Origin of the sequence: Bradyrhizobium sp. ISRA464 (assembly GCF_029910095.1) — a bacterium.
Taxonomy (GTDB): Bacteria; Pseudomonadota; Alphaproteobacteria; order Rhizobiales; family Xanthobacteraceae; genus Bradyrhizobium.
Genome location: NZ_CP094526.1, coordinates 6,693,743 through 6,706,576 on the forward strand (window position 1 = coordinate 6,693,743; position 12,834 = coordinate 6,706,576).

Here is a 12,834-nt window from a genome sequence, read left to right on the forward strand (position 1 = left end):
ACCATGCGCATCAGAACTTCGCGGTGAAGATGGCATTGACTCCGTTCTGGGTGATGCCGGAGCCAAACTGGCCCTGGTAGGCAATGCCAAGGGTGCTATTGCTGGAAAGCTGGAAGTCCAGACCAGATTCAACCAATGCCACGTTCTTGCCAATGGATAAGCCCGAAGCTGCAAAAGCGCTGGACCCGGCAACAAAGCTGGCCGTCGCCAGCGGAATGCGATCACCAACGGCATGGCGCCAGCCAATATCGGCTCGGGCGGTCGTGGCGATTTGGCCAAGTTGAAAACGCCTGGTCGCGTAGACGCCAAGGGTCGAGAGCGTCGTTTCCATCGTGTCAGCGCGAATATCAAGCGCCGCTCCGCTCAGTCCGCGCTCGCTAAAACCATCTGTTGCGACACGAACATGGGCAAGATTGGCATAGGGCTCGATCACCGACCCGTTGCCGACATGGACCTTGTAGCCCAGCTCTCCGAACATCTGGAAAGTGCCTGCATCGTAATCCGAGATCAAGTTGTCATTAAACCCCGGGAACGTAACATTGCGGCTCATCTCAAGATCGTGCCACGTATAGGCAAGACCTGAGCGGAAGCCGATGGCCCCCTCCTGGCACGGTCCACTCGGTGCCGGCATAGGTCCCGAACGTGTAGTTGTCGCTGCGGCCCGACGACGAACGACCGCTAGCGTTGAAAGTGGAACGGCTATAGCCTGCAAGAACACCGAAACGCCAGTCGTCAAATGCCGCCGCGTCGATACCGGTCATGATGCCGCTAATGCTGGATTTGGTGCTTGCAGCGTTGCCGTCACCTGATTGGGTCGTCCAGCCGCCAAAGGTAGAACCCCACGCCGCATAACGCTGCAAGTCATAGGATGGCAGGTCAGAGGAAGCCACGCCGCCGTCACCGATGGCAGAGGCAGAATTGCCGCCTGGCCTCTGCCAGGACCACAACCCATCACCGTCGTCGCCGAGGATGGCGCACCGCCGAACGCCTGTTCGAGGCGGTTATAGACTGCCGAACGCGCATAGAAGCTGTCATTGACACGCCTGCCCTTCTCCGACGCATAGACGGACGGCGAAAGCTGACGCAGCGCAGACGTCACCACCGTGCCGTCGGAGGTGGAGAAGTCGAGTGCCGCGACGAGCGGGTGCAGTCCCGCCGCAGCGTTGCCAGCTGCTCGATCGAGTGCAGTGCCCACCTGGCGGCTGTTGGCATCGGCCCCATAACGCGAATAGGCATCGATTGGGCGGGAGAGTGTCAACGCGTAGGTATTGTCGCCCTGGGCTGTCGCGCTCGCCAGCAAGGTTGGCGATTGCAGCGATGCCGTCACGTTCGTGAACGAGCCCGTCAGATTTGCTGCATTCAGCCATCGATTAGAGGAAACGCTAAAATCGTTGCCATACCAGCCACGCAGGGGCGTGATCGCGAGCGCAGCGTCGCATTGCCGCTCACCACGAGGCGGCTGAACGCACCCATATCGTTCACCTCAACCTGTAAGCGACCGGTCGAGGTTTGCAGATAGTCGCCATTCACCATGATGCTGTTGTCAAGACCATCGATGAGCGGCGCGATCGCGCCATTATTGGTGAAGCGGCCACTGGTATTGAGGAGATAACTGCCATTGCCGGACAAGGTTGCGCCTTGCGCGACGGTGGCGCCGTACACTTCATGATTGCCGGTAAAGAACACGGCGCCACCAGACAGCTCCAGCGACAGGTTGTTGCGTCCAACGATGTTTCCTTCATAGCGGGTTGCAAAGCTTGCGTCGGGCTGTCCCGTGGAATGACCATTCGCGTCGGGCGCCATGCCGAACGTTAATTTGGTCAGGCGCGGAGAACTGTTCTGGTCAAGCTGGGCGTAATCAGACAGGATGTCCCCTGACAATGTTGCGCCACGCATCACATTGATCTGGCCCACATAACCATTGTTCGACATGTACATCGCGGCATAACTACCGGCCAGGCGCCCGGTCAGATCGTACGTGCTCACGAGCGGACCGTCGATTTCATTCAGCATCGGGGCCGGCTTATGTCAATCGTGCGAATATATGAGCCGCGATATTCACGGTCATCGCCTATCGAATTGTGGCCAAAGTCGAAGCTTGCTGCGATACCATGCTCGCCGAGAGCCTGCACGTCACCACGCTGAGTGAACGTATGATCTTTGCCGTAGGCGAACATGACGCCGCGCGCATAGGCGCCGTCCGCATGAACGCGGGTCCCCGGCGGAATTGCGATCCGATGTTTTCGCCATCGACGCGGATGCCAGCGCCGCCCGCTCCTCCCGAAAGCAGGTCGGCGCGCTGAACAACGGTGTTGCCGCTGCCGTAGACATGCAGTCCCACTCCAAGCGTGGCCGTGTTGTAGGTGTTTGGGAGATAGGCGGTACCGTCAGCAGTACGAGCGAAGAATGGATTGTCGTTTACCACATTCAGACCGCTGCCGTAGATGGAGTAGCCGAAGAGTTTGCGTCGATCGATGCTGTAGCCGATATCCTGCAACGCGGCGAGCTCCGCCTCCATCAGGAAGGTGTAATTCCCGTATTGCTGGTGGCTCATCAGGCTGTTCTTGAGCTCGCTATGGGAAGCGAAGGGCGCATCCAGTCGACCATCCTCGTTCATCACTCGCACCGGAATACCCGGCATGGCGCCGGCCAGCACTTCACTGACATACTTGCCTGCGAAATAGCCCCGGTCGCGGCGCAGGTCAAAAACATCGTCAGCTCGCGGGTTCGCGCAGGCGGAACAATAGATCGTCTGTCCCGGCTTGGCTCGTTTGCCGTTGTCGTCGTACAAATGGTCGGTCCAGCCATTGATTGCTTCAGGGAAATGCCCTGACAACGCATACGGCGACCTTTCATAACTGATAGTACTGGAGAATCCCAGCTGATGGGCGAATTCATGAATCATAACGGACGTAAGACCTATCTTTGCGGTCATCGGCAACTGCGAAGGGATGTAGGCTTCGGATGAAAAACCCATCTGGCCGATCATGACCATGCCGTGCGCACCGTAGTGCAATTCGCCCGGATCCTGCCCCGTAAGTGCCGCCTGCACCTTGGTGCCACTACCGGGTGACGCAGGGACAAAGGCATATGCGTTGTCATCGCCAACTCCGCCGATGTTGACAATGGCCGGCGATTGACCCGGTGCGACCTTGATAATTTCAGCCCAATACCGAATTGCCGCCAGTGAATGATCTATTTCCCATTGCGGCAAATTCCGCAGTGAATGCTCGTCATCTCCTTGACAACAAAAAGGGCCATCGCCGGTACCGAATATCCGCGCCCGCATGAAGCGTACGCCGCTCGAATTCCAGACATCGTAAGTTTCAACAGCCCTGCTGGGCGAGCCAAGCAACGCGAGAGCCGCCAGCACGGTGATGGTTAGTGTCTTCGTTCTCATACTACACGTTCTATTCAGAGCTTTGGTTGCAGGGGTGCTTTGTCGTCCGTCTTCGAGCGCGAGCGCACGCTGATGCGCGAGCGAAGCGCGGCCGTCATTGGTCAAACATTGGCCACGAGCCTCTGCGGTCATAACCTGACGGCAGCGCCGCAATATGAAAGGAAGGCCGCTCGTCTGCTGCAACCTTGATGCACCCGGATCCAAGAGGCGCGTCGTCGCTATCGCTGTCTTTGACTTCGACTTCCTGGAGCTCAGACTCTGGACGCATCACGCTTGGCATTTTCGCGCCGCCAACTACGCTCGCGATGAGCAAATATCACCGCCTGATGCCTGCGTCGCCGACGCGATAGCGGTCGTTTTCATGATGCCGTCAACAATGCGAGCTCCTATTAGCTCTGATCGTACAAAGATCCTCTATTCCGCAGGGGAGACTCCCGACAAAGCAGCTTCCCGCACGCAATCGGAAAGCAGTGGGCAAAAGCCGGGCCAATCCCCTCACGCTTGCGCAGACGCGCAGCCGGCCGAACGCACTATGCACGCGCGGCAGTCCTTGTGTGTGAAAGCAGGCCTAGCTGTTCGGCGCCCGCCAACCTTGTCGCAAACTCGCCATTGCACAGGGGCACCATGACTGCCCGTGCCCGACGGTTGCAGCGGGTCGCTATCCAAGTTTCTGGCGATTGCCGCGATCAGTTCTGGGCGTGAATGGGGCTGCAAGAGGCAGGCATTTTTATTGCACTTGCGGTCATAAGCAATAACGCCCCGAACCAGATGCATCGTTCGGACGATGGAAGCTTTGAAGAGCTTCCCTTACGCATCACGTCCACGACAGCGGTGGACTCCAAAGCCAGTCGGTCGGTCCAGTTTTGCGATATCCTGGCAAGGCTGAGCGACTGTGCCGCCAGCGTCGGCAGCCCCGCGCCAACCGGCCACGGAGCCCCCATACCTGGGTCGTCTCTCGGAGATCGAATGACGCTGCCGGCTTACGATCAAGTTCGTCCGTCACATGATACCCCAAGCAGACGGGCATCAGCCATGTAATCCGCGAGCTGCGGCGATGCCTCCAGAAGAGGACCGGCCCGATCGGTCAGCCCGATCTCGACAAGCCATCGCTCGAATTCCGGCGCCGGTGGCCGCTTCAAAATTTCGCGGCAATAGATGGCGTCGTGATGCGCGAGCAACCGCTGGTTCAGCATCACGTCGTCGACACCCGTCACCGTGATGACGAAGTTGACGTTGGCCACGCAGGAGCAGCGTCAGCAGCGCGTTCATATCGTCCTGATCCGCATGGTGTAGCAGACGTCCACGCCCATCGGCAGGCCGAGCAGCTTGCGCAAAAAATGATCCTAGAGGCCAGCTCCGAATGATCTGCTTGCCATTGAAGAGTTATTCCGGCTCGATGAATCCGACCACGGTGTTGACGAGCAGCGGGTTGAACTCCCGCGCAACGGCATAGGCCCCGGCTTCCATGGTCTGCTGATCAACGCCGAAATTTGCTTCGGCCGACAGTGCTGCGCCCTGCCCGGTCTCGAAATACATCGAGTTGGCACCGACGCGCTGGGCCCCGGCCGGGCACGGCCTCGTGGGCCTCCTTCAACAAAGGGAGGCTAACATCGAACCTTTCATTGGCCTTCTGCGAGCCGGCGACCGACTGGAACCCAAGGCCGACAGGCGCGTTCACTGCACTGATTTCAACGCCGTCGTCACATGGCCCAGATAGCAGGTTTGCATCGGGATCGACAGGCGGCTGCGCAATTCGTACAGCAGGGAAACAATCCGGATATAGTCATCCACCGTATCGGTAGCTGGATTGACCCCGATCACTGCGTCGCCCGATCCTATCAAGAGCCCATCGATGGCCGACGCGGCAATGTCATAGCCATCATCGGTTGGGTGGTTGGGTTGATTGCATGTCGAAAGCCGTCCCTTGAGCCCGATCGTCGAGCGAAATGTCGTGACTACTCGCCGACGGTGAGCGATGAGACGATCGCAAAGGACGCCGGATCATGTCGATCCAAGATCAGGCAAGAGACGTCGTCAGTATCGGCCGGACAAGTTCCTCGGCCAGGAAGCCCTTGAGCGGCACATCGGCCAGCGCCATCTGGGCCGCAAGCCGCTCGACCGGACCGTTAGCGGAGATGCCGGCGAGCTGATCGGCCGACCGCTCGGGCGTCGCCTTGGCCCTAAGATCCCTGAAGTCGGCAAAGCCGAAGACTGCCTCCGATGGTTGTCCAGTAGGGCATGATCGGTGGTTATCCCTGGATCAAGGCGAGCGCTTCGGCATGAAGCCGCGGCGTTGCAGTTGCCAAGATGCGCCCTTCCGAGTGAACCGAGAGCGGGCATCCCTCCCAATCGGTGATGCAGCCGCCGGCGCCCTGCACAATCGGTACCAACGCCATGTAGTCATATGGTTGAAGCCCCGTTTCGAGAACGATGTCGCAGTGTCCCGACGCAAGCAGGCCATAGACGTAGCAATCGCCGCCGAAACGGCGCATCCGCGCAGCTCGCGACAGCCGCTCGAATGGCTCCATCTCGCCTTTGCGGAACATGTCAGGCGATGTGGTGTAGAAGCGCGCGTCGGCGACGCTCTCGTATGCGCTGGTCCGTGCCAATCCATCGCCGAACCATGCCACGCCAGGCTTCGCCATCCACCGCTCGCCCGTAAAGGGGACGTCGATCAGGCCGCAGAACGGCTGCTGCTGATAGGTCAACGCGATCAGCGTACCGAACAAGGGAAAGCCGCTGATAAAGCTCTTGGTGCCGTCGATCGGGTCGACGATCCACGTAAACGCTCTGCCGGGCTTGGCTCCGATCTCCTCGCCGATGATGCCATGCTCCGGAAAGCGCGCCTCGATCCTTTCCCTGAGACGCAACTCGACGGCTCGATCGGCGATCGTCACCGGGCTGGCATCAGACTTGGCGACGACATCCAGCGGCGTGCGGAAATAGGACAGCACGATGGGCCTGACCGAATCCGCAAGCTCGGCGGCGAATGACAGATAGATATCGGCATCGTCTGCCGTGACGGCATATTGGACCATTACAGCGCCCTCAGGAACGGCGGCCATCGCGGATTCATTTGCGCCAGGTGCGGTCCAGCCACACGGCATGCCGGTCCGGAGCGCGCCAAGATAGGCTCAAGCAATCCGCTTAGGCGGCTGCAGGCTCCCGCCCGAAACGTCCTGCGCCTGCCACCAGGATTTCAAGAGCCGTTTCGCCACCGCGGTGGGATCATCGTCGTCGCCAAGGGCGGCCTGATACGCAACGCCACTATCTTTGAACTTGTTAAGCAGTACGTATCCATCCTCGACCTTGTATTGTCCTTCCGCTATCTCGCCGGTATCGCCCTTCGCGCCCGACGGGGACCGAACGATAACACTAAGGCTGCGATATTCATGCGGCATTTGGACACCCTAGATATGTGATTGGTCTATCAACGCGTTGCCGATCAAACGTGGCGCGCGAGGTGCGATACGCGTTCGTCAAACGCTACGACATTGCCCTTTCACCTGATCGAGCATGGCCGGTGAAGGAACTTCGTGCGGCTGCCCAGGCACCTTTCGGGCAGCGCCTGACTAACCCCATTCCCTGACCAAAAGCTGACGGCCGCGGTCAATTCCTCGAAGTTGGGAACTTGCGGGGCCGGATGCACTCGAGTCAACTTAGAACAGCGATGCTACGAGCCTCAAACTTGTCAGAGTTTTGCAGCTGCGCGGGCAGTCTTCCTCTTTGTCAAGGCCACCACCAATCGCGGCGACTTGATCGACATTGCCGCCACGTCAGCAACTGCGGGTTCAAAGCTGAAGGGCTGACCGCCAAAAACAAAGACCACTTGGTCATCTTCGATTCGCTTTAACGATCTCAGCCCTCGGAGGGTGAATTGGGTAGTCGGCCCCGTCGACTTCACTCGGCCGTGAATACGCCAACCCGGTTACATCCTTGGAAATAAGTAGCTCGAGCGAAAACGTGCGGGTGGCGATCAATTCGATCTGGTTCTCCGGTAGAGGTTCATTAGGCTCAATATCGATGCCGAGAGCTGCAATCCTTTTCGTCCCTGCAATAGCGGCGGCCGCGACTGTATCGTGGTGCGCCAAAGGTCCGACGACGCCGGCTGGCCAGATCGGAACACCGAAGCGCGTCTTTAGGATCGGCATTGGTGGGACTACGCAGTGGCAGGTCATTCGTGCAAGTGACGGAGATCGCGCCTATATCCCGGTCAAAGCTGTTGACGCTCAATGTTGAGCTTATTGGTTGGTGGTCCAGGTCCAGATAGTTTGCGCCTTTGCCGGAGTGACTAGGATCACTCCAAAACACAAGCATACCGAAGCTAGCGGGACGAATATCTTGGGGGCAATCGCGATTGCCTTTCACGATGGCGACAGAAGGCACCTTTTATACGACCGCCGCGGTCGCCGACTTCAGAGAACGAGGTGAAAGATGCAAACCGGCGGAGACGACTACAACAGAATCCGCCGGGCCGACGCGACGTACACAAAGCGTTCAGAAGCGCAATCGGCGAGCCCGCGGACTAGAGCCGAGGAACGCCAAGCTTAGGGGGTAGGTAGGGAAGGCCTTGGAAAGTGGACGGGATCTAGAATCGGGCTCATTTCTTCGATTTTAGCGTCGATCAATTTGAGAAGGGCGGCCGGAACGACATCCCGCTCTGGGAGCTGCCACCAATGGTCGTTCACCAACGATACGACCTCCTCGACGGCCGAGATGACCGCCGGTTCAGGTAGCCGGGCGCGATTGGCGAACTTGCGCCAGCGGTCCGGAGTAAGCGCTTTGAAAGATTTCTCTCCTCCCAAAGAGAGCGCCATATCGTCCTTCGGAAAATAAGCGGTGGTTGATAGGACGTCGTACACTGGGGCGATGGCCGGAGTGCAACCATCACCTGGGTATATTGTGGACCAGTTCTTCAAGTGCATGTCGCCATTGCCGACGAGCGCGGCAAGGGTCAGTCGGCGAACGAACTCGAGTGCGGCGTCGGTCGAAACCGCCACGTTCAGCACGGAGGCGATGTCGTGGTATGATGCGTCATCGTATTTTTTAGATGGCTGGCGGCCAAAGATTTGAGCGAAGTCTTCGATGTGGATTCGGGTGCCTTTCGGCTCACGGTCGAAACGCTTCACCAGCAACACCTTGCCGGTCGACAGAGTATTGAATTCTTCGGGAATTCCCTCGAAATCGGATTTTTCGACAAGCTCGCGTTCCGGCACATCCATTCCGAGGATTTCGGACAGCGCCAAAATGGCGAACTCGTTTTCCGACAATCCGATAAGGTTGGCCGAAGGGAATTTTGCGATGTACTGACCTTGCTCGTCGCCGATAGGCAAAGTCAGTCCGCCACCCTTGCCCGTGTTTTTCATCACAGAAAGCTTCATCTGAACTCCCGCTAAGGAGAACCGAGCTTTGATCTCATGTGGGTTTTCTTGAACCGCTATCGTTGTGCTGCCGTCGCTCGGCACGACACGCACCGCGCCTGGCAGGTCCTCGCCAAGCGCCGCCAGGAGGTCGAAATCGTTTCCTCGCCTCACTGCGCCCGCGTGGTGCTTTTCCATCGCCTCGCGAAGCTTATCCTCGGGCAGCATGTTCGCGAAGAATGCCGGCAGTATGTGTGCTGCGGGCTTCGGATCTTTGCGAAGGCCACCATCAGCGGAGCGGAACGAGAGACTCAATATCGGGGGCCGCGCCATAGCTCGATAGGTCGGATCGAGACTGAAGGCATTGAAATCGCCCGGCGTGCGCACGAGCGTTCCAACCTTGAGTTGTTGAAGGAACACATCCAGCGACTGAATGGTGTTAGGGGCGCGGACCCGGGTGCTCATCATCATCATCCATGTCGGTCGTGAATGCCGGCCGATCTTCGTCTTCGGATGGACGAAGAAGTGCATTGACGCCGGGCACCATCGCCTGTGGGATCAGCATCAGCTCCATGCCGAGCGCGCGCGCGACGTTAATCAGCGTGGTCGCCCGTGCAGCGGCGTCGCCCAACTCAATATCGCGGTATCGCGGTCGAGAAATGCCCGCGCGTTCGGCCACCCGCCCTTGGGTCAGGCCCGCTTGCTTTCTTGCGTCCCGGAGGAGCCGTCCTAGTTGTTTGGTTGCTTCTGAGTTCCGCCCCATGATCTGTTTTCGTATCTTCTAGCGCCATGAAGAAACGTAAAGGTATCAAACTCCGCTTACATTGTCAATGTCACGATCTGTTAGCGTATCATTATGTGATAAAATGGCCCGCAAACGCATCTTTTAGAGTGCCCCTCCTCTTCGGCCCCCCCAGGGGCCAGGAGAGCCATCGAATCTGCGGCTGCTCCTCCACCTTACTAAAACGGCCATCAAGAGGTCCTCGACAGCACGGACGCCCCCCGCTCCGATCATTGCCGAACATGGGGGCGGTTGTGCTCGAGGACGGGGAATCTCGAATTCCGGAGACCTCAACAACGGAAATCGCGGTCGTCTTCCAGGCGTTGCACAGGGAGAAAGCTGGCGAACCGCCTAAGCTAAGCAGTCCGTGAAGGTGGGATCGATCTTGATCGAGACATCGACCGTTCCGTTGCAGTGACGACCCGGCAAATCTGGTCGCTCGAAGGCGGGCGACCTCCGATAATCCGAATATTTAACAAAACTCTCCTGAGGGGCAGTGGGTTAGCTCTCATTCATCTCCTTGATGAATGCACGCAAGTCGTTGCTGGCATTGGTCGTGTCGGCGAGGACATGATGGGCCACGACGCCCTCGAGGAGTTCGGGTGCTGTGGTGATGTCGCACTGCTGACCGGGGGTGATTATCACCCTGAGTGGCCGCCCGCGCGTCGGCGGGCATGTGGATCTTGGTGGTTAATCCGCCTCTGGAACGCCCCAGAGCCTGGTCACGCACCCCTTTATGGATGCCCCGCCCCTCCCGCCGACGTCGGTATAGGATGTCGGTTTTCAGAAATGGAAGGAGCGGACCGTATTGATCCTTGGCATCGACCTGGGCAAAGCACAGCTGCAGTGTCGTCGGATTGGACGAGCGCGGGACGATCGTTGTGCGACGGCGGATGCGTCGCGACGGGGTGATCGCGTTCGCCGCAAGCTGGCGCCTGCACAATGCCGATCGAAGCGTGCTGCGGCGCCCATCATACGGGGCGGTGGCTGGCGGCGTTGGGCACAAGGTTCGGCTGCTGTCGCCGGAGTATGTGCGCCCTTACGTCAAGGCCCAGAAGAACGACCATCGCGAAGCCGAGGCTATCGCTGAAGCTGCGACCCGCCCCATCGTGCGCTTTGTTGAACTCGAGGAGCAGCTTGACGTTCAGACGCTGCATCGGGCGCGCGACCGCCTGATCGCCGAACGCACGTCATTGACGAACCAGATCAGGAACCTTCTGCTAGAGCGTAGGCACATCGTGGCGCAGGGCCACGCTCGACTACGCCACCTTGCTCGGCGGACTGCTGGATTGCGGCTCCGGTATGTTGAGCCGGCGCATGACGTTCCTGCTCGGAGATATGCACATACGCTGGGAAGGAACTGGACCGGCGCATCGCCACCTTTGACGCTGAGTTCTCTGCCATGGCCCGGGCCGTAGGTCGACTCTAGCGGTTCTCCATGGCTCAATTTTCTGGATCAAAAGCACTCGAGAAAAGCATGGCTAGGATGTTCGAATCTCGCGGTATTTATCTCTTGGAGTCCGCCCTGGCCGTCGCTTTGGCCGCTAATTTCGTTCAGAGGCGCGGACACAACCAAGATTGTCGGCGGAGCGGTCCTTGCCTCCATCGCAATCGCTATCCTCAGCTACAAAAGTTGGCGAGCGGAGCAACTGGCGCGCCATGACTGTGAAGCCGCAGCCTTCTATTGCCTCGATGGCGAGCCATAATCGCGCCCTGGATACGTCCAGGGCTGTACGTCCGCTCAGCGGGTCCCAAATCCGCGTAGAGTCGCGAGGGTGCTTCCCGCAGAATGAAGCGAGCTTTGGATTTGCGACACTAGCGCAGTGGTCCAGTCCAACCATAGCACTCGCACCCTGACCGCTTGCGCCAATGTCGGGAAGAGCTTTACCAACTGTCATGACGCCGAACGAGGCGTGGCCGTCGACGATGTTCGGCTCGATGTTGCAGCGGCGGAATTCCTGGGGATCGTCGGCGCATCCGGCTCCGGCAAATCCACGTTGCTGTGGCTCGTCAACCGCCTGCTCGATCCGCAGCGGCCGCGTCATGCTGGAAGGCAAGGACGTCCGTAACGTCGATCCGGTTCGCTCGCGCCGGCGCATGGGCTACGTGTTTCAGAGCGGTGGCTCCAACGGGCCGGCGTTGAGGATCTTGAAAGCACCTAGTGTCCTGAACCAGAAGTTCATGGCATTTTAGGCTTTGGCTGGCGCATTGTAAGCGCAGAAGCGTTCGATGGAGCTGAGAATGTCGTCGGCTGATCTGGTCCATCGGAATGGTCTTGGGTCGGCGTTGTGATGTTCGATGAAGGCCGTGATCTCGGCACGTAGCGCCGCCACACTGCGATAGATGCCGCGCCTGATTTTGCGCTCGGTGATGAGGGCAAAGAAACGTTCGACCTGATTGAGCCAGGATGAACTGGTGGGCGTCAGATGGACGTGCCAGCGCGGCCTCTTGGCCAGCCAGTTGCGGATCAGCGGCGTCTTGTGGGTTGCGTAATTGTCCATGACGAGATGAACGTCCAGATCGTCTGGAACGGCGGCCTCGATCTCATCGAGAAACTTGCGGAACTCTGTGGCGCGATGGCGCCCGTAACACTTGCCGATGACCCGGCCGGTTGCGATGTCGAGGGCGGCAAATAGCGATGTCGTGCCATGGCGCTTGTAATCGTGACTGCGGCGTTCCGCCTGACCAGGTCGCATCGGGAACGTGGGTTGGCTGCGATCCAGTGCCTGGATCTGTGACTTCTCGTCGACACACAGCACGATGGCCCGCTCGGGCGGGGCCACGTAGAGACCGACGACGTCGCGAACCTTGGCGACGAAGTCGGGATCGGTTGAAAGCTTGAAGGTCTCCAACCGATGCGGCTGTAAGCCGAAGGCGCGCCATATCCGCTGGACCGTCGAGACTGACAGTCCACTGGCCCGCGCCATGCTGCGCGAGCTCCAGTGGGTGGCGTTGGGCGGCTTCGTCTCAAGGGTGCGGACGATCACCGCCTCGATCCGGGCATCTTCGATCGTGCGCGGCGTCCCTGATCGCGGCCCATCCCGAAGACCTTCAAGCCGATGCTCGGCGAAGCGCCGGCGCCACTTGCCGACCGTATCGGGATCAATACCCAGGCGAGCCGCCACGATCTTGCTCTGCTCGCCGTCGGCACTGGCCAGGATGATCCGGGCTCGCTGCGCCAAGCCCTGCGCCGTGCTTCGGCGCGAGGCCAGCGACGTCAACTCAGCGCATTCAACCTCAGTCAATTCCAGCGGAGCAAAGCGTCGACCCATAACCATCCTCCTCAAACCATC

At 59.3% G+C, this 12,834-nt stretch carries 15 protein-coding genes and 4 pseudogenes; 2 read left to right on the top strand and 17 right to left on the bottom strand.

The window, feature by feature from the left end; all coding sequences use genetic code 11:
* Positions 1 to 10 precede the first annotated feature (10 nt).
* From MTX19_RS31150 to MTX19_RS31205, 16 genes and pseudogenes are all read right to left on the bottom strand, one after another.
* Positions 11 to 631, bottom strand: coding sequence for an autotransporter outer membrane beta-barrel domain-containing protein (locus tag MTX19_RS31150; protein ID WP_280985632.1), 621 nt, complete (start codon positions 629 to 631; stop codon positions 11 to 13).
* Positions 552 to 860, bottom strand: a complete 309-nt coding sequence (locus tag MTX19_RS31155) for an autotransporter outer membrane beta-barrel domain-containing protein (RefSeq protein ID WP_280984932.1) — start codon at positions 858 to 860, stop codon at positions 552 to 554. The genes MTX19_RS31150 and MTX19_RS31155 overlap by 80 nt, the downstream gene beginning before the upstream one ends.
* Complete coding sequence (locus MTX19_RS31160) at positions 758 to 1,327, bottom strand: hypothetical protein (protein WP_280985014.1); 570 nt, start codon at positions 1,325 to 1,327, stop codon at positions 758 to 760. The genes MTX19_RS31155 and MTX19_RS31160 overlap by 103 nt, the downstream gene beginning before the upstream one ends.
* Before the next feature lie 32 nt (positions 1,328 to 1,359).
* Positions 1,360 to 2,013 carry a hypothetical protein gene (locus tag MTX19_RS31165; protein WP_280980707.1) on the bottom strand — a complete coding sequence of 218 codons (654 nt, stop codon included), beginning with the start codon at positions 2,011 to 2,013 and terminating at the stop codon, positions 1,360 to 1,362.
* 58 nt (positions 2,014 to 2,071) lie between these two features.
* Positions 2,072 to 3,400: a hypothetical protein gene (locus MTX19_RS31170; RefSeq protein ID WP_280980708.1), complete on the bottom strand. Its 1,329-nt coding sequence runs from the start codon at positions 3,398 to 3,400 to the stop codon at positions 2,072 to 2,074.
* A 986-nt stretch (positions 3,401 to 4,386) separates the two neighbouring features.
* Positions 4,387 to 4,710, bottom strand: a pseudogene (eutB, locus tag MTX19_RS39350) (ethanolamine ammonia-lyase subunit EutB).
* Between the two features lie 73 nt (positions 4,711 to 4,783).
* Positions 4,784 to 4,936 (bottom strand): ethanolamine ammonia-lyase subunit EutB, encoded by a 153-nt coding sequence (gene eutB, locus MTX19_RS39355; RefSeq protein ID WP_348638334.1) that lies wholly within the window; start codon positions 4,934 to 4,936, stop codon positions 4,784 to 4,786.
* Positions 4,878 to 5,078 (bottom strand): ethanolamine ammonia-lyase subunit EutB, encoded by a 201-nt coding sequence (eutB, locus tag MTX19_RS39360; RefSeq protein ID WP_348638225.1) that lies wholly within the window; start codon positions 5,076 to 5,078, stop codon positions 4,878 to 4,880. Before eutB (MTX19_RS39360) ends, eutB (MTX19_RS39355) begins: the two co-directional genes overlap by 59 nt.
* Entirely contained in the window at positions 5,075 to 5,221 is a 147-nt protein-coding gene (gene eutB, locus MTX19_RS39365; RefSeq protein WP_348638226.1) for an ethanolamine ammonia-lyase subunit EutB, read from the bottom strand. Before eutB (MTX19_RS39365) ends, eutB (MTX19_RS39360) begins: the two co-directional genes overlap by 4 nt.
* Before the next feature lie 196 nt (positions 5,222 to 5,417).
* Positions 5,418 to 5,549: pseudogene (locus MTX19_RS39370) on the bottom strand (hypothetical protein); the annotation flags it as partial.
* A gap of 100 nt (positions 5,550 to 5,649) precedes the next feature.
* The gene (gene hisN, locus MTX19_RS31180; RefSeq protein WP_280984933.1) at positions 5,650 to 6,438 is read right to left on the bottom strand and encodes a histidinol-phosphatase; all 789 of its coding nucleotides are present in this window, start codon (positions 6,436 to 6,438) and stop codon (positions 5,650 to 5,652) included.
* A gap of 96 nt (positions 6,439 to 6,534) precedes the next feature.
* Positions 6,535 to 6,801: a hypothetical protein gene (locus MTX19_RS31185; RefSeq protein ID WP_280980709.1), complete on the bottom strand. Its 267-nt coding sequence runs from the start codon at positions 6,799 to 6,801 to the stop codon at positions 6,535 to 6,537.
* A gap of 432 nt (positions 6,802 to 7,233) precedes the next feature.
* Complete coding sequence (locus tag MTX19_RS31190; protein ID WP_348638227.1) at positions 7,234 to 7,578, bottom strand: hypothetical protein; 345 nt, start codon at positions 7,576 to 7,578, stop codon at positions 7,234 to 7,236.
* 369 nt (positions 7,579 to 7,947) lie between these two features.
* Positions 7,948 to 9,225, bottom strand: coding sequence for a HipA domain-containing protein (locus MTX19_RS31195; RefSeq protein ID WP_280980711.1), 1,278 nt, complete (start codon positions 9,223 to 9,225; stop codon positions 7,948 to 7,950).
* Entirely contained in the window at positions 9,200 to 9,523 is a 324-nt protein-coding gene (locus tag MTX19_RS31200; protein WP_280980712.1) for a helix-turn-helix domain-containing protein, read from the bottom strand. Before MTX19_RS31200 ends, MTX19_RS31195 begins: the two co-directional genes overlap by 26 nt.
* 600 nt (positions 9,524 to 10,123) lie before the next feature.
* Positions 10,124 to 10,265: pseudogene (locus tag MTX19_RS31205) on the bottom strand (IS5/IS1182 family transposase); the annotation flags it as partial.
* A 91-nt stretch (positions 10,266 to 10,356) separates the two neighbouring features.
* On the opposite strand from MTX19_RS31205, the gene MTX19_RS31210 reads away from it, so the two are divergent.
* Both MTX19_RS31210 and MTX19_RS31215 read left to right on the top strand, forming a co-directional pair.
* Positions 10,357 to 10,959: a transposase gene (locus MTX19_RS31210; protein ID WP_348638369.1), complete on the top strand. Its 603-nt coding sequence runs from the start codon at positions 10,357 to 10,359 to the stop codon at positions 10,957 to 10,959.
* 495 nt (positions 10,960 to 11,454) lie between these two features.
* Positions 11,455 to 11,665 (top strand): annotated as a pseudogene (locus MTX19_RS31215) (ATP-binding cassette domain-containing protein); the annotation flags it as partial.
* A gap of 65 nt (positions 11,666 to 11,730) precedes the next feature.
* Here MTX19_RS31215 and MTX19_RS31220 read toward each other — a convergent pair.
* Positions 11,731 to 12,819, bottom strand: a complete 1,089-nt coding sequence (locus tag MTX19_RS31220) for an IS630 family transposase (RefSeq protein ID WP_280980713.1) — start codon at positions 12,817 to 12,819, stop codon at positions 11,731 to 11,733.
* Positions 12,820 to 12,834 lie beyond the last annotated feature (15 nt).